We start from the raw sequence: 22,978 nt of genomic DNA, 5'->3' as shown, positions 1-22,978 counted from the left end.
CGCGCAGCCAACACCCCTGCAGCTTCAAGGCCGAAGGGCGTATTTTAGTCCCAGCTTAAAACCACCTTACCCGACTTACCCGAACGCATGGCATCAAACCCTTGCTGGAACTCATCAATAGAGAAACGATGAGTAATGATCGGGGTTAAATCCAAACCGGCTTGAATCAGTGCCGCCATTTTGTACCAGGTTTCGAACATCTCGCGGCCATAAATCCCTTTGATAAACAGCCCCTTGAAAATTACCTGATTCCAATCGATCGACATATCAGAAGGCGGTATCCCCAACATCGCAATACGCCCACCGTGATTCATTGAGTTAAGCAAGGTACGAAATGCTACCGGCGCACCTGACATTTCCAGACCCACATCAAAACCTTCAGTCATGCCCAGTTCAGCCATAACATCACTCAGATTCTCTTTGCTGACGTTAACAGCACGGGTCACCCCCATTTTGCGCGCCAGATCCAGACGGTATTCATTCACATCAGTGATGACAACATGGCGAGCGCCAACATGTTTACACACAGCGGCGGCCATGATACCAATCGGGCCAGCACCGGAAACCAATACATCTTCACCCACTAAATCAAAGGATAACGCGGTATGTACTGCATTGCCGAAGGGGTCAAAAATGGCAGCAAGCTCATCAGAAATATTGTCTGGGATCTTAAAAGCATTGAACGCCGGGATCACCAGGTATTCGGCAAAAGAACCGGGCCGATTGACGCCGACCCCCACAGTATTGCGACAAAGATGGGTACGCCCACCCCGGCAGTTACGACAATGGCCACAGGTAATATGACCTTCGCCAGACACCCGGTCACCAATATTAAAACCTTTAACCTCCTGACCTATAGCCACAACTTCGCCGACATATTCGTGGCCGACCACCATCGGAACGGGGATGGTTTTTTGTGACCATTCATCCCAGTTATAGATATGCACATCGGTACCACAAATAGCGGTTTTGCGAATTTTGATCATGATGTCGTTGTGGCCCAGCTCCGGCTGTGGCACGTCGGTCATCCAGATACCTTCTTCGGCTTTCAGTTTGGACAGTGCTTTCATGAACATTCCTTACGCAATAACATTAAGTTGTTTGCCAATACGCACAAAGGCGTCGATAGCCCGCTCGACTTGCTCTGGCGTGTGATCTGCCGACATCTGGGTGCGGATACGGGCCTGACCTTTCGGCACCACCGGATAGAAGAAACCGGTGACATAAATGCCTTCTTTCAGCAGAGCATTGGCAAACTCTTGCGCGAGTGTCGCGTCACCCAGCATCACGGGGATAATGGCATGATCGGCACCGGCTAATGTGAAACCGGCGGCACTCATTTTCTCGCGGAATAAACGCGCGTTCGACCATAAGCGATCACGCAGTTCAGCACCGTCTTCCAGTAGCGATAACACTTCAATCGAAGCCGCAACGATGGCCGGAGCCAATGAATTTGAGAACAGATAAGGCCGTGAACGCTGGCGCAACCACTCAACCACTTCTTTACGGCCAGCGGTATAACCGCCCGATGCTCCCCCCAGTGCTTTGCCCAAGGTTCCGGTGATAATATCAACGCGATCCATCACTTCGCAGTATTCATGAGTACCACGGCCATTCGCGCCAACAAAACCGACGGCATGGGAGTCATCGACCATCACCAGCGCCTGATACTCATCGGCCAAATCACAAACGCCCTTCAAATTGGCAATCACGCCATCCATTGAGAACACACCGTCGGTTGCAACCATAATATGGCGCGCACCATCCACTTTGGCTTGTTTTAGCTGGGCTTCCAGTTCGCTCATATTATTGTTGGCATAACGGTAACGCTTGGCTTTACATAACCGCACGCCATCAATGATTGAGGCATGATTCAGGGCGTCAGAAATAATGGCATCCTCTGGCCCCAATAGGGTTTCAAACAGACCCCCGTTAGCATCAAAACACGACGAATAGAGAATGGCATCTTCCATACCAAGGAAACTGGCCAACTGTTGTTCAAGCTCTTTATGAGTGTCTTGAGTGCCACAGATAAAGCGAACCGACGCCATACCAAAGCCATGAGTATCCATGCCTTTTTTAGCCGCAGCGATCAACCGTGGGTGGTTAGCCAGACCCAAATAGTTATTGGCGCAGAAATTAATCACATGATGCCCACCAGCCACTGCGATATCGGCTTGTTGGGCGGAAGTGATGATCCGTTCATTTTTATACAGCCCTTCAGCACGGGTCGTTTTGAGTTGTTGTTCTAATTGCTGATAAAAAGGGTTTCTATTAAAAGGCAGGGACATTGGGTTATCTCCAGGATGGGCAGTTTCACCCTACATTTTACTGCCTGATGGGTTAACTGACGAGGAACCTTATCTTATATTATGAAAAATGCAGCACATATCACGGTGAACATTCCTAAAGCCGCACAGAAACCGAGAGATTACGTCCCTTCCGGCTGTGCGCTATCCTATGAAATGTTATGATAATACCAAATAGAGAGTGGGGCATGGTGCCCGACCGAGAAGATTAGCAAGGGTGAACCTGATGATTATCGTCACTGGCGGTGCCGGATTTATTGGCAGCAACATCGTTAAGGCACTGAATAATATCGGCTATAAAGATATTCTGGTTGTTGATAACCTAAAAGACGGTACCAAATTCGTCAATCTGGTTGATCTGGATATCGCTGATTACATGGATAAAGACGATTTTGTCGCCAGCATTGTTGCCGGTGATGACATGGGCGATATCGATGCTATTTTCCATGAGGGTGCGTGTTCTTCAACCACCGAATGGGATGGTAAGTACATGATGGATAACAACTATCAGTACTCTAAAGACATTCTGCACTTCTGTCTCGATCGCCGCATTCCTTTCTTGTACGCCTCTTCTGCTGCCACTTACGGCGGGCGCACTGATAACTTCATCGAAGATCGTCAGTACGAGAAACCACTTAATGTTTATGGTTATTCCAAATTTCTGTTCGATCAATATGTGCGCGAAATTTTGCCAGAAGCTGATTCACAAATTTGTGGATTCCGTTATTTCAACGTTTATGGCCCACGTGAAGGCCATAAAGGCAGCATGGCAAGCGTGGCCTTCCACCTGAATAACCAGATCAACGCTGGCGAGAATCCTAAGTTATTCTCCGGCAGTGAAAACTTCGAACGCGATTTCATCTATGTGGGCGATGTGGCTGACGTTAATCTGTGGTTCTGGGAAAACAGTGTCTCCGGCATTTTCAACTGTGGAACGGGCCATGCAGAATCCTTCCAGGCAGTTGCCGATGCAGTGGTGGATTTCCACCAAAGCGGGCCAGTGGAATACATTGAATTCCCAGAAAAGCTGAAAGGCCGTTATCAGACATACACGCAAGCGGATCTGACTAAGTTACGTGCTGCGGGTTATGACAAACCGTTCAAAACTGTCGCCGAAGGCGTCAAAGAATATCTGGCCTGGCTCAATCGCTCAGTCTAAATTACTTGCTGCAAGGAATTGATAAACGGTATGAAAATACTGGTCATCGGCCCTTCTTGGGTTGGCGATATGATGATGTCGCAAAGTCTTTACCGTACCCTGAAGGCCGAATATCCGGCAGCAGATATTGATGTGATGGCACCCGCGTGGTGCCGCCCGCTTTTGGCCAGAATGCCGGAAGTTCGTCACGCAATCCCAATGCCATTAGGGCATGGAGCCTTTGCTTTTGAGGAGCGTCGCCGCTTGGGTCTTGCCTTGCGTGAAACAGGCTATGACCGTGCTTACGTGCTGCCAAACTCGTTTAAATCTGCCCTGATACCTTATTTTTCAGGGATTAAACAACGCATTGGCTGGCGTGGCGAAATGCGCTACTTCTTGCTTAATGATATGCGCATTCTGGATAAACAAGCCTTCCCCCTGATGGTCCAGCGCTATGTTGCCCTGGCCTATGATAAAGAACGCATTCACTCAGCCGCAGATTTACCCCAGCCTTTGCTATGGCCACAGTTGCAGGTTCGGGATGAAGAAATTGCAGAGATTACGGCGTCATACAACCTGACTGATAACCGGCCCATTATTGGTTTCTGCCCTGGTGCAGAGTTCGGCCCGGCAAAACGCTGGCCACATTATCACTACGCCACGCTGGCCCAGAAACTGATTGATGCTGGCTATCAAGTTATCTTATTAGGGTCTGCCAAAGATAATGAAGCTGGCGAAGAAATTCGTCAGGCACTGGCTGAAAACTCCCGCGAATATTGCCTCAACCTGGCGGGGCAAACCTCACTGGAACAAGCCGTGGTATTGATTGCGGCCTGTTGCGCAGTGGTCACCAATGATTCTGGCTTAATGCATGTCGCTGCGGCATTAAATAAGCCGTTGGTTGCTTTGTATGGCCCTAGCAGCCCGGATTTCACCCCACCACTGTCTGACAAAGCCACTGTCATTCGCTTAATTACCGGCTATCACAAAGTGCGTAAAGGCGATAGCGCGCAGGGTTACCATCAAAGCTTGATTGATATTCAACCAGAAAAAGTGATGATCGCCCTTAAGGCGTTATTAGCGGCACACCAAAGTACTGTCAGCGAGGCCGATTAATGCATGTATTGATCGTTAAAACCTCTTCAATGGGGGATGTGTTACATACATTACCCGCACTGACTGATGCCATGCAGGCCATTCCCGATATTCGCTTTGATTGGGTAGTAGAAGAAGGATTCTGTCAGATCCCCAGTTGGCATCCGGCGGTGGATAAAGTGATTCCGGTGGCTATCCGCCGTTGGCGTAAAAACTGGTTTGGCAGTGATACCCGGCAGGAACGTTGTGATTTTAAACGTGTGGTGCAGCAACGCAGCTATGATGTGGTGATCGACGCGCAGGGGCTGATTAAAAGTGCCGCGCTGATTACCCGTATTGCCAAAGGGATAAAACATGGCCCGGACAGCAAAAGCGCCCGTGAGCCGTTTGCCAGTTGGTTTTATAACTGCCGCCATCATATTGATATCAAACAACATGCGGTCGAACGAATACGTCAGTTATTTGCCAAGAGTCTGGGCTATGATAAACCAGAAAGTTATGGCGATTATGCTATCGCGCCACGTTTTTTAAGCCACTTACCAGCCGATGCTGACCAGTATCTGGTCTTCCTGCATGCGACAACCCGCGAGAGCAAACACTGGCCTGAAAGCCATTGGTTGAAATTGATTGAGCAGGTTGCACCTACCGGTTTAAAAATCAAATTGCCCTGGGGTGCGGAACATGAATATCAGCGCGCTTTACGGTTAGCGGAGCATTTCCCTCATGTTGAGGTATTGCCTAAGCTCAGTCTCCAGCAGGTGGCAGAGGTTCTGGCGGGCGCAAAAGCTGTCGTTTCTGTTGATACCGGCCTTAGTCATCTGACCGCCGCCTTGGATCGCCCCAACATTACGTTGTTCGGCCCAACCGATCCGGGTTTAATTGGCGGCTACGGAAAGAACCAAATTGCGGTTATTTCTGAGCAAAAAAGTATGGATACCATTACGGCTGAAACTATTATGGCGCGCCTGGAAGCACTAATTTCATGAGCGAGCATTGTTTATTTTCGCTGAATTATTCACGCTAAAAACGCTGCCAATACGTATTTATCATGTAATGACAATCGGCTCTGATAATTATCAGGGTCGGCTGCTGTTGGTTAATTCATTATTTAAATAATGAATAGGAGCAACTCGCCCATACTGTCTTAATAATTGTTCGCTGGCTTCTCTTTTTAGATGATTAATTGCTAAATACCATACCAATAAAATATAAACTTCATTAACAAGTGATAAACAGCTAACAGAAGGCATATTGTCAGATAAAAACATCACTGACTGATGACCTTATGGCATCTATCTCTGTCTTATTAAAGACATCAAGAGGTAATGACAATTGTTCTCATCTTTAAACAAGAGAAATGAACTTTATCACCCTCCATTCACTGAAACTTGTTACAACTTTATATTCTTTTTATGAATAAACCGGCGCGCCTCCGGCCATCCATCGAACCCAGTTGAAAAGAGCCTTTCTTGCTCAAATATGGTATTATTCTTAATAATCCATATAAATGAAATTGATAGAATGTTGCTGCGTTTATATCAGGTACTACTTTACCTTATTCAACCTTTGATTTGGCTGCGGTTGTTGTTACGTAGCCGTAAATCCCCTGCTTATCGCAAGCGCTGGGCAGAACGCTATGGTTTTTGTGCCGGTAAAGTCGTCGCTGGCGGTATCATGCTGCATTCAGTTTCAGTCGGTGAAACACTGGCTGCCATCCCCTTGGTCAGGGCATTACGTCACCGTTATCCATCATTACCTATTACCGTCACCACCATGACACCGACCGGTTCTGAGCGTGTTCAATCCGCTTTTGGTAAAGATGTTCACCACGTTTATCTGCCCTACGACCTCCCCGGTTCGGTGAACCGTTTTCTTGATCAGGTTAATCCCAAGCTGGTTATTATCATGGAAACAGAGCTGTGGCCGAACCTTATCAATGCACTGCATCGCCGCAAGATACCGTTGGTCATTGCCAATGCGCGTCTTTCTGCCCGCTCTGCCGCTGGCTACAAAAAAATCGGTAGTTTTATCCGTAATATGTTGCAACGGATCACCCTGATTGCGGCACAAAATCAGGAAGATGGCGATCGTTTCATTGAATTAGGTCTTCGTCGCTCACAGCTCACGGTAACCGGTAGTCTGAAATTTGATATTTCCGTCACCCCTGAGTTAGCCGCCAGAGCCGTGACATTGCGCCGCCAGTGGGCACCTCATCGCCCAGTGTGGATTGCGACCAGTACCCATGACGGCGAGGAATCCATTTTGCTGGAAGCCCATAGTCAATTATTGCAACGCTTCCCAACATTGTTGTTGATTCTGGTGCCTCGTCACCCAGAACGTTTCCCTAAAGCGGTTGAACTGACGGAGAAAGCCGGGCTGAGCTACACATTACGTAGCAAGGGCGAAGTTCCTACAGGCAATACACAGGTAGTGATTGGTGACACCATGGGTGAGCTAATGCTGCTGTACGGCATTGCTGATCTGGCCTTTGTGGGCGGCAGTCTGGTTGAACGTGGTGGTCATAACCCGTTGGAAGCTGCAGCTCATGCGATACCCGTGCTGATGGGGCCGCATACGTTTAACTTTAAAGACATCTGTGCCAAGCTGGAACAGGCCGAGGGATTGATTACGGTCACCGACACGCTATCACTGGTGAAAGAAATCACCATGCTGCTGACTGATGAAGATTGCCGTCTCTATTATGGCCGCCATGCGGTTGATGTATTGCATGAAAATCAAGGCGCGCTACAACGGTTATTACACTTGCTGGAGCCTTATTTACCGCAACGGAGCCACTAAATGAGTGCAAAAAAACGCCTGTCAGTGGTGATGATTACCAAGAATGAAGCCTCACTGCTAGCGGATTGTTTGGCATCCGTTATCTGGGCTGATGAGATAGTGGTATTAGATTCAGGCAGTGAAGATGAAACCGTCGCATTAGCGCAACAATATGGCGCAAAAGTGTACAGCAACACAGAATGGCCGGGTTATGGCAAACAGCGGCAATTAGCCCAGCAATATGCCAATGGTGATTATATTCTCATGCTGGATGCTGATGAGCGAGTGACGCCACAGCTAAAAACCGCGATTGAAGCCGTGCTACTGGCACCAGAAGAAGGCGCAGTTTATAGCTGTGGCCGGCGAAATCTGTTCTTAGGCCGCTTTATGCGCCACAGTGGCTGGTATCCCGATAGAGTGACCCGGTTATATCCACACCATCAATTCCGTTACAACGACGATTTAGTCCATGAATCACTTAACAGTGGCTCGGTTAACGTCATCCCCTTAGCAGGCGATTTACTACATCTAACTTGCCGTGATTTCTTTACTTTTCAGCGTAAACAACTCAGTTACGCTGAAGCATGGGCAACCCAACGCCACCAACAAGGCAGAAGTTGCAGTTATTTTTCAATTCTCAGCCATACTCTCGGGGCATTCTGTAAGACATGGCTACTACGTGCTGGCTTCCTCGATGGTAAACAAGGGCTATTGCTGGCGGTGGTAAACGCGCAATATACCTTTAATAAATATGCGGCTCTGTGGGCATTGAGCCATCAATATCAGAAGAGCGAGAATTCATGACCACCAAAGCCATCTATCCGGGGACATTTGACCCCATCACCAATGGGCATTTGGACTTAGTGACACGGGCATCAGCGATGTTCAGTCATGTCATCCTGGCTATCGCCGACAGTTCCAGTAAAAAACCGATGTTTACCCTCGCCGAACGGGTGGCAATGGCAAAAAAAGTGACGGTACACTTGAAGAATGTTGAAGTGTTAGGGTTCAGTGAACTGATGGCGGAGTTTGCCAGAAAACACGATGCGAATATTTTAGTGCGGGGTTTACGTTCAGTTTCAGATTTTGAATATGAATGGCAACTAGCAAATATGAACCGCCATCTAATGCCAAAGCTGGAAAGTGTCTTTCTGATGCCATCAGAAAAGTGGTCGTTTATCTCCTCATCACTGGTGAAAGAAGTGGCGCGCCATGGTGGAGACATCACGCCATTCCTTCCAGCATCGGTCACCAAGGCGCTAATGGCGAAACTGGTCTGACCCCCTTATTGACGCACCAAGGCAGCCAGGCAGCCAGGCAGCAAGCTAAGATAGCTAACAGCCCTGCGGCTTCAAATACGAAGGGGATATGATTAATGCTGGCAGTGGCGGCAAAAAAACGTGCTGCGCTGCCCATGTTTCGCAATTTCAATCCGATGCCCACAACGGCGGCATACCTCACCAGCTCGCCCATACACCTGTAACTCTTGTGCAAAGTAACCCGGCTTACCATCTGACTGTAAAAAATCGCGCAATGTCGTGCCCCCCTGCTCAATAGAATGCAATAACACGGCTTTTATCGTTGCTACCAGCAAAGTGATTTCGGATGCGGTTAATGAACCGGCAGCACGCTCTGGCAAAATACCGGCGGCAAACAGAGATTCACTGGCATAGATATTGCCAACCCCGACCACCACTTTGTTATCCATCAACCACTGTTTAATCACGGTGCGTTTGTTACGTGATTTATCAAACAGATATTGGGAAGAAAATTCATCACTCAGTGGCTCAGGCCCTAAATGCGCTAAAACGCTGCTGGTTTCCAGGTCTTTCGCCCATAACCAGGCACCAAAGCGGCGCGGGTCGGTATAACGCAATATTTTGCCATTACTGATCACCAAATCGACATGATCATGTTTTTCCGCCTCAGCTTCCTCTGACAAAATGCGCAGGCTGCCTGACATCCCCAAATGCACGATAATCCAGCCAGTCGGCAGTTCTATCAGTAAATACTTTGCCCGACGCTGAACACTCAGCACGGGTTGATCACTTAATGCCAGAATTTCATCGGATACTGGCCAGCGTAAGCGGGCATTTCTGACCACTGCATAAAGAATAGTCTGACCGACAAGATAAGGTTCGATCCCGCGTCGGCTGGTTTCAACTTCTGGTAATTCAGGCATCTAACCTCCCTTCAACGTATCTCACTGTACTGTATATAATAAAAAACCCGGCCGAAGCCGGGTTTTTCTTAATCCACTAAAATTATTTAATTTTAGCTTCTTTGTAGATCACGTGTTGACGGATAACTGGATCGAATTTCTTCAATTCCAATTTTTCCGGCTTCGTACGCTTGTTCTTCGTAGTGGTATAGAAGTGACCAGTACCAGCAGAAGAAACTAGCTTGATCTTCTCGCGAACACCTTTAGCCATGATTCAGTTCCTTAATACTTCTCACCGCGGGCACGAATTTCGGCCAAGACCGTTTCAATACCCTTCTTATCAATAAAACGCATACCTTTAGCAGATACACGCAGAGTTACAAAGCGCTTCTCGCCCTCAACCCAAAAACGGTGAGAGTGAAGGTTCGGCAGAAAACGGCGTTTGGTCGCGTTCATTGCGTGGGAACGGTTGTTACCGCTCACCGGGCGCTTGCCAGTAACTTGGCAGACTCGGGACATGTCTATTCTCCAAAAATCAAATCAGCTCGAGCTTCGTATAGGATTTGGCCGCCTCGTCAGGCTTTAGAGCCCATCTCAGCAAATTCACTGAGAAGACTCACTGTCATCAGGTCAGAAACCCCTATCACCAGGCTATAAACCTGCTGAGATAGGCCCTTCACGCCAAACCCAAGATTCTCAAAGGTGGCGTAGTATACGCTCTGAAGCGTAAGTGCTCAAGTCCCGAACAGCTAAAGATCCCGAAAGGATCAATTATTATTTGGCTAAAGCCATCCCCGTTCGGCAAATGAGACACATTCACCCCGACCAACCACCAAATGATCGAGCACCCGAATATCTAATAATGAACAGGCTTTTATCACCTGCGTAGTAATCAAACGGTCGGCCTGGCTCGGTTCAGCCTTACCCGAAGGGTGATTATGCGCCAGAATCAGCGCGGCGGCATTAACCTTCAACGCTTCGCGCACAATTTCCCTTGGATGGATCTCAACGCTGTTGATGGTACCAGTAAATAACTCCTCATGGCGAATAACACGATGCTGGTTATCCAAAAACATAACTAAAAAAACCTCACGCTCACGGTGAGAAAGAATATTTTGCAGAAATTTTTGTGTGATATCGGGATTAAGTAGAACACTTTCTCGCATTAGATGAGATGAAAAACAGCGAGAAGCCAGCTCCCCAATCGCCTGAATTTGGCTGAACTTCGACGCTCCAATCCCCTTTCGTGCGCACAACGTCTGATAATCTGCAGACATCAGCCCGTGCAGCGAACCAAACTCTTCAATCAAATACTCTGCCATCTGCATTACATGCATCCCCGGAATACCGGTGCGTAAAAAAATAGCGAGCAACTCGGCGTCAGTCAGCACGGCAGCACCGTATTGCAATAATTTTTCTCTTGGGGCTATCTGCCCATACCATCCATCCATCCTTTTGCTCCTGTTATCCCTGAACAGCGTAGGCAGCATGACAGAAGGCTTTATACCCAGCGACACCATGATTAAGAGCATGCGTAACGTCTCGCAAATTTGCTGATTGATGACATCAGGAGACAGCCTGATAGCTAATCTGCTCAGCGGTTATGCTAAAATATCGCCTCCTATGGCTTTCATTCGGACAATCATGATGACGGGACTTGCCGGCAAACATATTGTGCTCGGAATTAGCGGGGGTATTGCCGCGTATAAATCTCCTGAGCTGGTACGCCGCTTACGCGACAGAGGCGCAGATGTACGCGTAGTTATGACCCCCGCCGCCAAAGCATTCATTACGCCGCTCACGTTGCAGGCAGTCTCGGGCTATCCCGTCGCTGACGATTTGCTCGATCCTGCGGCAGAAGCGGCTATGGGCCATATTGAGCTGGGTAAATGGGCTGATTTGGTGATTATGGCCCCTGCTACCGCAGATTTACTGGCGCGAGTGGCAGCAGGTATGGCTAATGACCTACTGACTACAGTTTGCCTGGCAACCGTAGCCCCTGTTGCAGCCGTGCCCGCCATGAATCAACAGATGTACCGGGCAGCCGCTACCCAAGCGAACTTGCAGACCCTTGCCAATCGCGGAGTGTTACTGTGGGGGCCAGACAGTGGCAGCCAGGCTTGTGGCGATGTCGGCCCAGGCAGAATGCTGGACCCGCTGGAAATTGTCGCATTGGCGCATGATCATTTTTATGCCAAACAAGATCTGCAACATTTGAGTGTCATGATTACCGCTGGGCCAACGCGTGAAGCACTTGATCCCGTGCGCTTTATCAGCAATCAAAGTTCGGGCAAGATGGGCTTCGCTATTGCTCAGGCAGCGGCTGCCAGAGGAGCCAAGGTCACTCTGGTTGCCGGGCCGGTGAACCTCTCCACGCCAGTTGGTGTGGATCGCATTGATGTTATCAGTGCTATTGAGATGCAGCAGACCGTTCAGAGCCTGGCAGGCCAGCAGAATATTTTTATTTCTTGTGCCGCAGTAGCAGATTACCGTGCAGAGCACGTTTCTGACGAGAAAATAAAAAAACAGGGTGACGAGATTACCCTTAAGTTAGTGAAAAACCCGGATATTGTTGCCGGCGTGGCTTCGATGGTTAAAAATCGTCCATTTGTGGTTGGATTTGCTGCCGAAACCCAGAATGTGGAAGAATACGCGCGACAAAAACTGGCGCGAAAGAAGCTGGATCTTATTTGCGCTAATGATGTATCGCTCGCAGAGCATGGTTTTAACAGTGATACCAATGCCTTGCACCTTTTTTGGCCAGCTGGCGAGAAACGTTTACCGCTCAGCGATAAACATCTCCTCAGTCAGCATTTAATAGACGAGATTGTCAGCCGTTATGATGAAAAAAATCGACATTAAAATTCTGGACCCACGTGTTGGCAATGAATTTCCTTTACCAGCCTATGCTACAGAAGGTTCTGCTGGGCTGGATTTACGGGCCTGTCTGGACGAGGCAGTTGATTTGCTGCCAGGGCAAACCACATTGTTACCCACTGGTTTAGCGATACATATCGGTGACAACGCCTTGGCTGCGGTCATTCTGCCGCGCTCCGGTTTGGGGCATAAACACGGTGTGGTATTGGGTAATCTGGTCGGGCTGATTGATTCCGATTATCAAGGTCAGTTGATGGTGTCAGTCTGGAACCGTGGTCAACAACCTTTTACCATCGAACCCGGCGAACGCATCGCACAAATGGTATTTGTTCCCGTAGTACAAGCAGAATTCAATTTGGTTGAAGATTTTTACCTCAGTGAACGTGGTACCGGTGGTTTTGGTCATTCTGGGCGCCAATAACCTACCCTAGACCTCAATACCGTAAAAAAGCTATCACATAAGCCGCCGGGGCTTGGTACCCAGTGCGGCCGGTATTTGGGTTTTTGTTATTAAGTCATTTTTAGCAAGGGTCTACTCGGACATGGCAGAAAAAGAAAATACGAAAAGGAATAGGCGCGAGGAAATTTTGCAGTCTTTAGCGCAAATGCTGGAATCCGGTGACGGCAACCAACGCATTACTACCGCTAAACTCGCGGCTAATGTGGGGGTTTCCGAAGCCGCGCTTTATCGGCATTTCCCCAGTAAGACGCGGATGTTTGATAGCCTGATCGAGTTTATTGAAGATAGTTTGATGTCCCGCATTAATTTGATTTTGCAAGATGAAAAAGAGACGTTCAATCGCCTCCGGCTTATCCTGCTGCTGATATTAGGTTTTGCGGAACGCAATCCAGGGCTGACCCGTATCATGACCGGGCATGCGCTGATGTTCGAACAAGATCGCCTGCAAGGGCGGATTAACCAGTTATTTGAACGAATTGAGGTACAGCTACGTCAGGTTCTGCGCGAGAAAAAACTACGCGACGGGCAAGGTTTTATCCATGATGAAGCGCTATTGGCAACTCAGCTACTGGCATTTTGTGAAGGGATGCTTTCACGCTTTGTTCGTTCTGAATTCCGCTACCGGCCGACGCAAGAGTTTGATGCGCGCTGGCCACTGATTGTGGCGCAGTTGCAATAAGCCCCAAATATACTCTGGTTGTTATGTAAAAAGGGCCATCTGGCCCTTTCACATTTATTCCGTATTACGGTTTAAACGCCATACAGCTCACGATATTGACGCACTGCCGCCAAATGGTCAGCCATTTCTGGCTTTTCTTCCAGATAACCGATCACATCATTCAGCGTGACAATGGCAATCACTTTGCAGTGATAATCTCGCTCTACTTCCTGAATTGCTGAAATCTCACCACGGCCACGTTCCTGACGGTCCAATGAAATCATCACACCGGCCAGAGTGGCACCGTGCGCATTGATAATCTCCATTGATTCACGAATAGCAGTGCCAGCAGTTATTACATCATCCACTAACATTACCCGACCTTGTAACGAACTACCCACCAGACTGCCACCTTCACCGTGATCTTTCGCTTCTTTACGGTTAAAGCAATAAGGCACATCACGCTCATGGTGCTCTGCCAACGCTACGGCGGTGGTGGTGGCAATAGGAATGCCCTTGTATGCTGGCCCGAACAATAGATCGAACGCCACTCCACAATCCATTAATGCCGCAGCGTAGAAACGCCCCAGTCTTGCCAGGTCAAGCCCAGTATTAAACAACCCGGCATTAAAGAAATAGGGGCTAATCCGCCCAGACTTCAGGGTAAATTCGCCAAACTTCAACACCTGCTTGTTAAGCGCAAACTCGATAAAATCGCGCTGATAGGCTTTCATGGGTACGTCTCCTCTCTAGATTGTGGCTACTGTCATTAATTTTTTTGTTGACTGATTCGGTGCCTAAATTGCAGGCAAAAAAAAGGCGACTCGCAAGTACCTTGGCAACCCCAGCAATAGCAGTAATTGCCATTACAAAACAATGAGTTATATTTTTTAAGTCGTGCTAACAAGTCCTAATTAGTGCCAGTTAATGGACAGTTATGGACACTTTATGGACATTCCCGCGATGGGATTATACGCCACTGCATCCTGTAAAAAGTCTGGCGCAAAGTGCGCATAGGTCATTGTTTGCTGTATCGTCGCATGTCCCAAGATCCGCTGAAGTGTAATGATATTCCCTCCGTTCATCATGAAGTGCGTTGCGAACGTATGCCGCAAAACATGCACCGCCTGACCCGGTGGCAAATCTGGCTTCACTTTCTTTAGCACATTACGGACTGTTGTATAGCTTGGGCGGAATAAAGCACCAGACTTGCCAGTCCTTACGAATGATTTTAATTCATCCGATATTGGAACCGTTCGGCGCTTTCCATTTTTGGTTTTCATGAATGTTACCTTATTACCGATAATATGCTCACATTTAAGGTTTGACACTTCACCCCATCGCCCACCAGTAGCAAGGCACAGCAATACAGCTTTGTGATCATCCCCCGACAGTAGGCTGATGAGACTTTCTATCTCTTCATCAGATAAAAAGGACATATCTGTCTCGCCTTCTTTGAATGGCTTAACCCCTTCAAATGGGTTCGGACTGTGGTACTCATCGGCATTAATTAATTTGGTAAACATCCCCCTTAAAATGGCGTGATGCCGGTTAACGCTCGACGGCCTTAGCCCTGCACTCAACATACGCACACGGTAGTCTATAATCGACTTTCTTGTAAGCTGGTCGGCCCTGATAACACCTTGAACGCTGAGATTTTTAATAATCGCGGTCAATCGCTCTCTTTCTTTTTTGCCCCTAACGTGGCTCTGGCCGTGATATACCCACCACAATTCAAGTAATTCAGTGAATCTTCTACGGTCTGCTGGTTTTTCCAGCCAATCTTTATCGTGGTAATTAACAAGAATATGGCGCTCAAAAACTTGAGCCTCGCCTTTCGTGTTAAACCTGCGCCGAATTCGCTTTCCCTCGGAACCCTGCGGTCTAATGTCCACCTCATAACGACCATCATCGAGCTTCTTAATCGACATAAGTAAGCCCTCCGACATAACTGACAGATTGCGACCAAAGGTCGTCAGCGTATTCGTAATAAATATCTAACCAATTTTCGTCTCTGATGGGGGTAACGCTGTGGTTTCTGGCCCATTAAGAGAGAGGGCCGGTGCTATTTGCCCGGCTGCTGGATTGACTTCATCGAACATAAACCAGTCCCTGTATTTTCTAAATCTGGATACTTTTAGCATTTTTATGATGGCATCAGCCCCTGGCTTTGATCTTCCTTGCTCATAGTGAATGAACGTTCCGTATGGAATTCCTGTTAAATCAGACATTTCCTTCTGACTAAGCCTCTCTGACTCCCTAATCAGTTTGATTTTTTCACCTAATCCAATTGACATAGTGCGAACATCTCCATAGTATCTATTCCAATTGGGATAGATAATTGTGTTGTAACTGGTTCCAACTAGTTCTAACTCAATACCAAATAGCAGACTGGAGAATAGCAAATGTCTGATGAAGCTAAAACGATAGATGAAACTACCGAAGCCAAAACCAGAGCTGGCAAGCCGGTAAAGGAAGAAATTCGCTTATCTGTAAACCCTTCCGACCTGGTATCGAAAGAGGGTTTCGCCCTCCATATCGGTAAGACTGTTGGCGCAATAGTGGCAATGGCAAAGGCCGGAAAACTGCCCGCCTTTTACATGGCTGATCCCCTTAAGCCTGGCGGCCAAGCGGAGTTATGGGTTAACCGCAGAGAGTGGGACAACCACGCGAAACAGTTAGTCGATACCGCGCCAGCAGCATGGCACGGCTGGAAAGACCGTATTAACGTCAGCAAGCCCGGCAGGGGCCGCAAGAATAAAGCAGGGGCCGCAGCATGACCTACCAGTCATTAGAAAACTTAGCGCATGAGATTACCCAGCCCGCCCCTATTCGTGCGCTGAACCGTATTAGTAACCACACCTATTCCTACTGTGGTTTTTTAATTACCTGCAACAAGCGCAGCAAGATAAACCCAATCACTCGTTACCGCGTTCGCCAGGGCGATGAGTCTTACGGCAAATTTGACGCGCTAGCGCAGGCGCTGGAATACATCGACACGCTGCATGAAATGAGGAACGCACAATGAAAAAGTCACTAATTCTACAGCTCGCCAATATCGTGCTGCAAAACCATTACTTTAACAGTGACGAATTGTGGGCAAGCTTCCCCGGTAACGCGATCAGCTCTCTGCCTGATACCGAGCGGAAATTAGTCATTCAGAAATACGACATCATTACCGCAAATACCATTGCCAATCTGGACATGCTGACAACGTTGGCGGTAACCACTGGCGAGGGTGACATAACCGTCTACCCATTATTGAGAGACGCCACCCGCGACTTCAAGGCAAGCAAGGTACCACCCGAACCATTTAATGAAGTACTGAGGGGATAAAGCCCTCCCTCAAATAATAGATTTGCGAAAGGGTTTTATTCTTATTAACCAGCGAGGATTTAAATATGTCTAATTTTGTGAAAATAAAATCTACCGAAGGATTCTTTATTCTTAATACTGAAATGATTGAATCAGTATTTCCCTCCGGTACCGGATCAGTAATAAATTACCCCGGCGACGCCCGCGCGCGCACATCAGTAGCCCTTGACGTTATTGCCGCCGCCCTTATTCCAGCAAGCGACGGTGCTCATATCATTGATGCCGTATCGATATACCCACCCAATGCAGTCAAAGGCATACCCGACGGATACATTAAAGAAGAGCCAGTGGGGCGAGCTGAGCCAGTCCCACCCATTCAAGAGATGAAACCCATTACCGTAAATGATGCAATGTTTTCGGATTGCGTTATTGCAAGAATGATTACCGAACTCGAACACCATCTTGTTCGTAAAGATATTATTGAACTATTAAAGATGGTGCAGGGCTTTATGTGGAGCCTGGCAGATCATTCTGAAAATGCCGAGCCAGTAAAGCAGCCCGACATTGATAAGTTAGAACAAGGGGTTAGATACTCTATTGCTCGCTGGATCTCATCTCGTCAGCGAGCCTGATAAGGGCATCAATTCGCATTTTCACATAGTTGGAATCAAAAGATAGCGACACGGTGGGCTGACTACGGCCAAAGGCGAGATTCATTATTGAGTCAAGTTTTTCAGTAAACCGCTTAGCGGCGTCTTTATCCATCGCGAAAGGGTTTTATTTTTATTTACGGAATGGGATTGTGAAAATGAAGAAATTACAACCGCGTGGTACATCGAAAAAAACCAGCCCCACTCCTGAGGCTGAACTTACACCATCTTTTATTTTTAAAAACCTGCTTGGCTATGAAATGAGATTTCTCACAGTCGAAGAGAGCGGTTTCCACCGTCGATATTATTCAGACCATCAATCAAATCCTGAATAAGGTCTGTAGCCATTTCCGGAGTTAGAGCATATGGCGGCGTATCGTGCCCCATTAAAGTTCCAATACGCGTATGGAGATTGCCCATGATTACGCCAATAAACTTATTTCCGGAAGCGTCGGACATTAGTTTGCACTCAAGTTCCTTTGGGAAAATTGCTTCAATTTCCATGTATATAACTCCTTTTTGTGGTTGGTAGGTATTTGCGCCGGAGTTCCTTCTCACAGTAGTAACCGGCGCAAAAACAGTACCACAAAAAACGCGGGCCGGGCGCGATGCCGTCCCCCGGCAACTATTCATTTGATGGAGATCACTTTATGACCGCTAATCAATGTCCGTCACTGGCCGCAATGCTGGTAAGCGGTCAAGAAATCAATCAGGGGCAGGTAACGTACCGCTTTCATTATCGGGGTTGGATTGAAACCCCTGAGGGACGTCACTTCCAGCCAGATGCAAGCAAAGTCTTTTTTATCAGGGGTTGTCGCACTCCATTCATGACAAAGCCCAGGGCTAAACCCTGTTGGTGGGCGCGTCTGATGGGAATATTTGCGTAAGGGGATGTATGGCAAACACCGAAGAGGCCCGAACTGTACCGCTGACATTAAAAGAGCGTCAGCACGGCCTACGGCATACCGCTGAAATTTGGTGTTTATTCCCCAACAAAAAACACCAGGGAATCATTCCGGCACTGCTTAAAGAAATGGGCGACACAGACCCAAAAATGAAAGGTGCCATTTACTATCTTGCAGATATTCCAAGGGCCAGGCATGGATTAGCGTTTAAGGAGCTGCTACCGCAAGAGCAGATAAATATAGTTGATGCACTAAACAGATGGAGGGCATCAGCCAGTTTATTACCGGAAAGAATCACCTATATAGATTGTGATCCGCTACCGGATAATAAAATAGATTAAATAAACACCTGAATTTAACAGGCGCTTAGTTGCGCCGGGATTCCCATTATCTAAATGGCGAGGTAATAACAATGGCTGTTGCACCAATAAAGCTAACCAAAGAACTAAACGACATCGAGCTGATCGCGCATTTTAATAATGCTCGTCTTTCTGAACGCTTGTTATTGCTTGAACGATTAGAAAACAAACTAACTGCATTAAATAACCTCAACATTTCTAAAGAAGAAGTATTTAAAGAGTTATCTAACTGGATGTTATTAATTAAATCCATTGCTAATTCATCCACTGAAAATAAAGAGGCTAAATAATGGCTACTAATACTAATACTAATACTAATACTAATACTTTTATCGCACTAAGGGGGCTGTTCCGCGCGTCTTCTGACATTACACGTGCAGCATCCCGCTTTGGTATTAATCCAAGGTATGTACTTACGCAACTAACTGATGCCGGTATTGAAATCGAACGCCTTAATAGTGAAACAATCAGGTTAAGGAAGCGTATTAAGTTTTTAGATGAATTCTATTCATCATCCGAACTTAAATGGGATTCTTTAATATTTGCGATTATGGGAACGGATGCGGGTAAAGATGTATGCCAAGAGGGGCGTAATAAAACAACTGCATTAGCAATCCAGGCAATAAATAAAACAGAGGCAGAACGTAAAGAAGCTTTACGCACAGCGGAAGCATTTCAAGAAGTTGCTTCACATTCACAAGCGGTTAAAACCCATCAATTAAAAATCCTGCCTGAATATTTCCAAGCAGTTATTGAAGGAAAGAAAAAAGCCGAACTACGAACTAATGACCGAGATTTTAAGGTCGGCGATTATTTGCTTTTAGCTGAGTGGGACGAAGAGGCATTCGAGTATTCCGGCCGTAAGATTATTGTAGAAATATCAGACGTTACGCAATGTGATTTTACTGCCCCGAAATTAGTCATGCTTTCATTTTTTGATCCATGCGATGAAATTCCATTTTAAAACCGAAATATAAACACAATCCCCTATCAGTTCGTAGTGGGGGCTTATTACACATGTAAATACGAGAATTAAAAATGAGCAAAGAAAGCAAGTCTTGGAAAATAACCCCCGTCATGGCTCTTGGGCTTATTTTCATCACCTTAAAGTTAATGGGGTATATCACCTGGTCATGGTGGTGGGTCACTGCGCCATTTTGGGTATTGCCTGCAATATTAATTGCTGCTGCTGGAATCGTTTCTTTGATCGTGGGTGCCATCAAGCTATTTGGGGGAGATAAATCATGACTGCCCCTACGCGCCACCGCCAACCCTGGTCACCTGATGAGGTGGCTTATCTGCGCGAAGCCATCACAACAACCTTATACCGGGATATTGCCAATCGATTGGGGCGAACACCCAAGGCAGTGCAGCAAAAGGTATCTTTTGAGGGGATAAATCCGTCAACTATCGGTGAGTGCAACCGCAATGCCAAATACAGCGATCATGATGTGGAGCTATGTCGCGCGCTTTACGATGAGGGCGTAAAGCCTAGATTCATCTCAGAGAAAATGGAACTCCCGGTCAGCTACGTCTACCAAGTCACTCAATACCGGATACGCCAGTCACCCACACCTGGTTACTCACTCCAGCAATGACCAACAAACGCGGCAGAATTCAGCCCACCCCATCACAACCTTACCCCGGAAACGATGAAACGTTTGCTGGGGTTTACTCTTGGAATAAACCCAAAGCCAGCATAAACCCACGTCAAAATATAGTGCCGGTGCAACTTACCCCGCTTGCACAAATGATAGCGGCCTACCAGGTGGATATTGAGAGCAAAAAAGCAGCCACCGAAGCCGCACTCACTGACGAGGAGCGCAAGGCCAAAGTAAGGCACCAGTGGCGACTTGATAACTTTGAAGATGACGAGGCAAAGCGTGATATTACCCTCGCCTGGCTGACCTTGGCCAAAGAAGCCGAACGCCATAATCACGCTCTAAAAACTCAGGCCGATCTCACCAGCCAACCGAAATTTATTCGCCAGCCATTACAGCGACGTATTGATTACTTACGCCGGGAACAGTGTGACGAGCGAGCCAATGCATTCTTGAACGGAACTATTGAGAAAGCATTGTCACGCCTGGACGCTATGCGAGGGAAACAACAAACCGCCGCCCTACGATACATTGCCAGCCGCGAGGGATTAGACGGCCTGTTGCATTTGGCCGAACTCAATAAAAGAGAGGTCACCACTCTGGCAACCATGGCCGCTGCGCATATGGATATGTTACTTGATAGCCAGATGGAGAACCTCCCGGCAGACAATGCCACGCCAGCCCAGATATTGCATATTTATCACGCTATTGCTAACGAAGCCCAAAAGCTTTCGATCACCCCGCCGAATTGGGATGCGCTCAACGATAAAATACGCCGCAGAGGCAAGATACCCTACGACCTGATCCCCGGAGCGCTGGCCCGTTTGCGCTGTGCCACATGGTGGAAGGGCCGATTATGGCGGCTGCGGTGTCAGTGGCGAGAGGAGCAATTGCGCGCTGTCATGCTGGTTCACAAGAAAGCCTCCCCTTATATCAGCCAGGAAGCGCTCATTTATCAGCGCGAGCAGTGGCGGCGCTCCGCTGAGTTTATCCGCGCCCATGAGCTGGTTAATAACGACGGTTTTATCATGGATATGGAAGAAGTAGTTAACGCCAGCGCCAGTAACCCACACCTGCGCTACATCGAAATGATGACCACCTGTAAGGGGCTGGAAAATCTGGCAGAAATGCGCGGCGATAAGGCGATGTTTTACACCATCACCTGCCCCTCTAAGTATCACGCCACGCTTAAAGATGGCAGACCTAACCCGAAATGGACGACTAAGACCGTCAGGGAAAGCAGCGATTACCTGGTTAATCTGTTTGCAGGTATCAGGAAAAAACTTAGCCGGCTAGATTTGCGCTGGTACGGCGTCCGCATTGCTGAACCCCATCATGATGGCACTGTCCATTGGCATTTAATGTGCATCATGAAAGGAGAGCACCGGGGCGCAATCACTCGGGTGATGCGGGATTTTGCCATTCGTGAGGACAGGGCGGAGTTAGGGCGGGATATTAAACCCCGCTTTGATGCTAAGCGGGTACTCAAAAGCAAAGGCACCATCACCAGCTACCTCACCAAGTACCTGGGTAAGAACGTGCACGGCAGTAACATTAAAGGAAAGCTGGATAAAAAGACCGGCAAGCCGATAGTCAGCAAAGAAACCGGCCAGCTTTTGGGTGACGATACCGAGAAGGCTGTCGCCTGGGCTTCCCTTCACGGCGTCCAGCAATTCCGCTTTTTTGGCATTCCCTCCCGCCAGGTCTACCGCGAATTGCGCACGCTGGCCGGCCAGCTTCGCCGCAAGGCGGAGGCAAAAGCCCTCAAGCTGGAAGTCACCGCCCCACAAAAAGATGAAAACGGCGAGAGTAAAGCCTGGTTATGTAAAGTCTGGTTATGGAAGAAAGTGCTGGCGAATAAAGCCATGGATGATGTGTTAGCCGCAGCGGACTCCGGCTGCATGGCAACATACATCCTCAAGCAAGGCGGTGTGCTGGAACCCCGCAAAAATCACCTTATTCGCACCGCCTATATTGAGGCCGAAACCCCTAACGACTACGGCGAGCTCGGTACCAAGATTTACGGCATCTGGTCACCCAGCCTAGGCGACCGCTCACGCGTTTGCATCCATAGCGATAACTGGAAGATGGTACGCAAGACTGATAGCAACGACAGCCAAACCAAGGCCACTCCTGTGGCCGCAGGGGTTGACGTTGGTTTTGATTTTGACGTTGGGGCGCGCAGTATCGCCCCTCGGACTCGTGGCAATAAGTGTCCCCACCCCGACGACGAGGCCCCAAAGCAGCGTAAAAAACGGACAACGCCCCCGCCAGATTTAAGCGACTTTAACAAGATAACCTTTACCCAGCGGCGGGAAATGCGTGAACGGTTGCGGAAATTACCGCCAGATATCAATGAAGAGTCCGATTCGCGCCCTCGGAAACAACAAAAACGACATAGTGAAGCAGCGTCACCGCTTTGGCTTAGGGCGGAGTTACGAGAGGTATTAGAAAATCAGGGGTTATCAGGTGATGATATTTATATTAATGCCCTTCTTCGCGGCTCCTTTATCGAAATTGATGAAGATCGGAAAATGAGGTTGCGAGATAAAACAACAATAGAAATAAAACCTATAGCCCGCTATTGTCAGAAATGTTGTAAGGAGATTGATAATAATAATTCGGCTAATGGCCGTGAGTGCGACTCTTGTACTTAGCCGGTCTGAGGGGCA

Annotated in this window: 30 protein-coding genes; 20 read left to right on the top strand and 10 right to left on the bottom strand. The window is 47.9% G+C overall.

From position 1 onward, the window contains the following. Positions 1 to 44: 44 nt before the first annotated feature. A complete protein-coding gene (tdh, locus tag AEP37_RS15000; protein WP_049614090.1) occupies positions 45 to 1,070 on the bottom strand; it encodes an L-threonine 3-dehydrogenase in 1,026 nt (341 codons plus the stop codon). A 9-nt stretch (positions 1,071 to 1,079) separates the two neighbouring features. After that, a complete protein-coding gene (gene kbl / locus AEP37_RS14995) occupies positions 1,080 to 2,291 on the bottom strand; it encodes a glycine C-acetyltransferase (RefSeq protein ID WP_049614089.1) in 1,212 nt (403 codons plus the stop codon). Between the two features lie 244 nt (positions 2,292 to 2,535). Here kbl and rfaD point away from each other — a divergent pair, with 244 nt between their 5' ends. The 6 genes from rfaD (at position 2,536) to coaD (ending at position 8,600) form a co-directional block, all read left to right on the top strand. Next, positions 2,536 to 3,468, top strand: coding sequence for an ADP-glyceromanno-heptose 6-epimerase (rfaD, locus tag AEP37_RS14990; RefSeq protein WP_049614088.1), 933 nt, complete (start codon positions 2,536 to 2,538; stop codon positions 3,466 to 3,468). A gap of 30 nt (positions 3,469 to 3,498) precedes the next feature. After that, positions 3,499 to 4,563 carry an ADP-heptose--LPS heptosyltransferase RfaF gene (rfaF, locus tag AEP37_RS14985; RefSeq protein WP_049614087.1) on the top strand — a complete coding sequence of 355 codons (1,065 nt, stop codon included), beginning with the start codon at positions 3,499 to 3,501 and terminating at the stop codon, positions 4,561 to 4,563. After that, on the top strand, positions 4,563 to 5,528 hold the full coding sequence (rfaC, locus tag AEP37_RS14980) for a lipopolysaccharide heptosyltransferase RfaC (protein WP_049614086.1): 966 nt from the start codon (positions 4,563 to 4,565) through the stop codon (positions 5,526 to 5,528). Before rfaF ends, rfaC begins: the two co-directional genes overlap by 1 nt. A gap of 535 nt (positions 5,529 to 6,063) precedes the next feature. Continuing rightward, complete coding sequence (gene waaA / locus AEP37_RS14975) at positions 6,064 to 7,341, top strand: lipid IV(A) 3-deoxy-D-manno-octulosonic acid transferase (protein ID WP_049614085.1); 1,278 nt, start codon at positions 6,064 to 6,066, stop codon at positions 7,339 to 7,341. Beyond that, positions 7,342 to 8,124 (top strand): glycosyltransferase family 2 protein, encoded by a 783-nt coding sequence (locus tag AEP37_RS14970; protein ID WP_049614084.1) that lies wholly within the window; start codon positions 7,342 to 7,344, stop codon positions 8,122 to 8,124. It abuts the gene before it with no gap. Then, on the top strand, positions 8,121 to 8,600 hold the full coding sequence (gene coaD, locus AEP37_RS14965; protein WP_049614083.1) for a pantetheine-phosphate adenylyltransferase: 480 nt from the start codon (positions 8,121 to 8,123) through the stop codon (positions 8,598 to 8,600). The genes AEP37_RS14970 and coaD overlap by 4 nt, the downstream gene beginning before the upstream one ends. 92 nt (positions 8,601 to 8,692) lie before the next feature. On the opposite strand, the gene mutM is transcribed toward coaD, so the two are convergent. The 4 genes from mutM to radC form a co-directional block, all read right to left on the bottom strand. Then, positions 8,693 to 9,502 carry a bifunctional DNA-formamidopyrimidine glycosylase/DNA-(apurinic or apyrimidinic site) lyase gene (gene mutM / locus AEP37_RS14960; RefSeq protein ID WP_049614082.1) on the bottom strand — a complete coding sequence of 270 codons (810 nt, stop codon included), beginning with the start codon at positions 9,500 to 9,502 and terminating at the stop codon, positions 8,693 to 8,695. An 82-nt stretch (positions 9,503 to 9,584) separates the two neighbouring features. Next, positions 9,585 to 9,752, bottom strand: coding sequence for a 50S ribosomal protein L33 (gene rpmG / locus AEP37_RS14955; RefSeq protein ID WP_049614081.1), 168 nt, complete (start codon positions 9,750 to 9,752; stop codon positions 9,585 to 9,587). Between the two features lie 11 nt (positions 9,753 to 9,763). Then, entirely contained in the window at positions 9,764 to 10,000 is a 237-nt protein-coding gene (gene rpmB / locus AEP37_RS14950) for a 50S ribosomal protein L28 (protein WP_049614080.1), read from the bottom strand. 263 nt (positions 10,001 to 10,263) lie between these two features. After that, positions 10,264 to 10,932, bottom strand: coding sequence for a RadC family protein (gene radC / locus AEP37_RS14945; protein ID WP_049614079.1), 669 nt, complete (start codon positions 10,930 to 10,932; stop codon positions 10,264 to 10,266). 193 nt (positions 10,933 to 11,125) lie between these two features. Here radC and coaBC point away from each other — a divergent pair, with 193 nt between their 5' ends. The 3 genes from coaBC to slmA all read left to right on the top strand — a co-directional run bounded on the left by coaBC (position 11,126) and on the right by slmA (position 13,497). Continuing rightward, positions 11,126 to 12,343 (top strand): bifunctional phosphopantothenoylcysteine decarboxylase/phosphopantothenate--cysteine ligase CoaBC, encoded by a 1,218-nt coding sequence (coaBC, locus tag AEP37_RS14940; RefSeq protein ID WP_049614113.1) that lies wholly within the window; start codon positions 11,126 to 11,128, stop codon positions 12,341 to 12,343. Further along, positions 12,321 to 12,779 (top strand): dUTP diphosphatase, encoded by a 459-nt coding sequence (gene dut, locus AEP37_RS14935; protein ID WP_049614078.1) that lies wholly within the window; start codon positions 12,321 to 12,323, stop codon positions 12,777 to 12,779. The genes coaBC and dut overlap by 23 nt, the downstream gene beginning before the upstream one ends. Positions 12,780 to 12,900: 121 nt before the next feature. Beyond that, the gene (gene slmA / locus AEP37_RS14930) at positions 12,901 to 13,497 is read left to right on the top strand and encodes a nucleoid occlusion factor SlmA (protein WP_049614077.1); all 597 of its coding nucleotides are present in this window, start codon (positions 12,901 to 12,903) and stop codon (positions 13,495 to 13,497) included. A 71-nt stretch (positions 13,498 to 13,568) separates the two neighbouring features. Here slmA and pyrE read toward each other — a convergent pair whose 3' ends face one another. The 3 genes from pyrE to AEP37_RS14915 form a co-directional block, all read right to left on the bottom strand. Further along, complete coding sequence (gene pyrE / locus AEP37_RS14925) at positions 13,569 to 14,210, bottom strand: orotate phosphoribosyltransferase (protein WP_049614076.1); 642 nt, start codon at positions 14,208 to 14,210, stop codon at positions 13,569 to 13,571. 201 nt (positions 14,211 to 14,411) lie between these two features. Next, positions 14,412 to 15,407, bottom strand: a complete 996-nt coding sequence (locus AEP37_RS14920) for a phage integrase (protein WP_049614075.1) — start codon at positions 15,405 to 15,407, stop codon at positions 14,412 to 14,414. A gap of 66 nt (positions 15,408 to 15,473) precedes the next feature. Further along, positions 15,474 to 15,773, bottom strand: a complete 300-nt coding sequence (locus AEP37_RS14915) for a helix-turn-helix domain-containing protein (RefSeq protein WP_049614074.1) — start codon at positions 15,771 to 15,773, stop codon at positions 15,474 to 15,476. A 108-nt stretch (positions 15,774 to 15,881) separates the two neighbouring features. Between AEP37_RS14915 and AEP37_RS14910 the strand changes: the two genes are divergently transcribed. The 4 genes from AEP37_RS14910 to AEP37_RS14895 all read left to right on the top strand — a co-directional run bounded on the left by AEP37_RS14910 (position 15,882) and on the right by AEP37_RS14895 (position 17,423). Continuing rightward, positions 15,882 to 16,256 (top strand): Cox family DNA-binding protein, encoded by a 375-nt coding sequence (locus AEP37_RS14910; RefSeq protein WP_049614073.1) that lies wholly within the window; start codon positions 15,882 to 15,884, stop codon positions 16,254 to 16,256. Continuing rightward, positions 16,253 to 16,504: a hypothetical protein gene (locus tag AEP37_RS14905; RefSeq protein ID WP_049614072.1), complete on the top strand. Its 252-nt coding sequence runs from the start codon at positions 16,253 to 16,255 to the stop codon at positions 16,502 to 16,504. The genes AEP37_RS14910 and AEP37_RS14905 overlap by 4 nt, the downstream gene beginning before the upstream one ends. Continuing rightward, positions 16,501 to 16,812, top strand: coding sequence for a hypothetical protein (locus AEP37_RS14900; protein WP_049614071.1), 312 nt, complete (start codon positions 16,501 to 16,503; stop codon positions 16,810 to 16,812). Before AEP37_RS14905 ends, AEP37_RS14900 begins: the two co-directional genes overlap by 4 nt. A 65-nt stretch (positions 16,813 to 16,877) precedes the next feature. Beyond that, on the top strand, positions 16,878 to 17,423 hold the full coding sequence (locus tag AEP37_RS14895; protein ID WP_049614070.1) for a hypothetical protein: 546 nt from the start codon (positions 16,878 to 16,880) through the stop codon (positions 17,421 to 17,423). Positions 17,424 to 17,711: 288 nt separating this feature from the next. Here the strand turns inward: AEP37_RS14895 and AEP37_RS14890 are convergent, their stop codons facing one another. After that, positions 17,712 to 17,945 (bottom strand): hypothetical protein, encoded by a 234-nt coding sequence (locus AEP37_RS14890; protein ID WP_049614069.1) that lies wholly within the window; start codon positions 17,943 to 17,945, stop codon positions 17,712 to 17,714. 104 nt (positions 17,946 to 18,049) lie between these two features. On the opposite strand from AEP37_RS14890, the gene AEP37_RS14885 reads away from it, so the two are divergent. The 7 genes from AEP37_RS14885 to AEP37_RS14855 all read left to right on the top strand — a co-directional run bounded on the left by AEP37_RS14885 (position 18,050) and on the right by AEP37_RS14855 (position 22,963). Continuing rightward, positions 18,050 to 18,328 carry a phage filamentation protein Fil family protein gene (locus tag AEP37_RS14885; protein ID WP_331462903.1) on the top strand — a complete coding sequence of 93 codons (279 nt, stop codon included), beginning with the start codon at positions 18,050 to 18,052 and terminating at the stop codon, positions 18,326 to 18,328. Positions 18,329 to 18,336: 8 nt separating this feature from the next. Then, positions 18,337 to 18,687: a DUF5347 family protein gene (locus AEP37_RS14880; protein ID WP_049614067.1), complete on the top strand. Its 351-nt coding sequence runs from the start codon at positions 18,337 to 18,339 to the stop codon at positions 18,685 to 18,687. Between the two features lie 71 nt (positions 18,688 to 18,758). After that, positions 18,759 to 18,995: a hypothetical protein gene (locus tag AEP37_RS14875; RefSeq protein ID WP_049614066.1), complete on the top strand. Its 237-nt coding sequence runs from the start codon at positions 18,759 to 18,761 to the stop codon at positions 18,993 to 18,995. Beyond that, entirely contained in the window at positions 18,995 to 19,669 is a 675-nt protein-coding gene (locus tag AEP37_RS24300; RefSeq protein WP_053101970.1) for a DUF3850 domain-containing protein, read from the top strand. The genes AEP37_RS14875 and AEP37_RS24300 overlap by 1 nt, the downstream gene beginning before the upstream one ends. Positions 19,670 to 19,743: 74 nt before the next feature. Beyond that, entirely contained in the window at positions 19,744 to 19,953 is a 210-nt protein-coding gene (locus AEP37_RS14865) for a hypothetical protein (protein ID WP_049614065.1), read from the top strand. Next, positions 19,950 to 20,303: a hypothetical protein gene (locus tag AEP37_RS14860; protein ID WP_049614064.1), complete on the top strand. Its 354-nt coding sequence runs from the start codon at positions 19,950 to 19,952 to the stop codon at positions 20,301 to 20,303. Before AEP37_RS14865 ends, AEP37_RS14860 begins: the two co-directional genes overlap by 4 nt. Then, entirely contained in the window at positions 20,300 to 22,963 is a 2,664-nt protein-coding gene (locus AEP37_RS14855; protein WP_235801417.1) for a replication endonuclease, read from the top strand. Before AEP37_RS14860 ends, AEP37_RS14855 begins: the two co-directional genes overlap by 4 nt. The last annotated feature ends 15 nt before the right edge of the window (positions 22,964 to 22,978 follow it).

Source organism: Yersinia pekkanenii (genome assembly GCF_001152565.1).
GTDB classification, from domain to species: Bacteria; Pseudomonadota; Gammaproteobacteria; order Enterobacterales; family Enterobacteriaceae; genus Yersinia; species Yersinia pekkanenii.
This window is presented reverse-complemented; position numbering and strand designations above follow the sequence as displayed.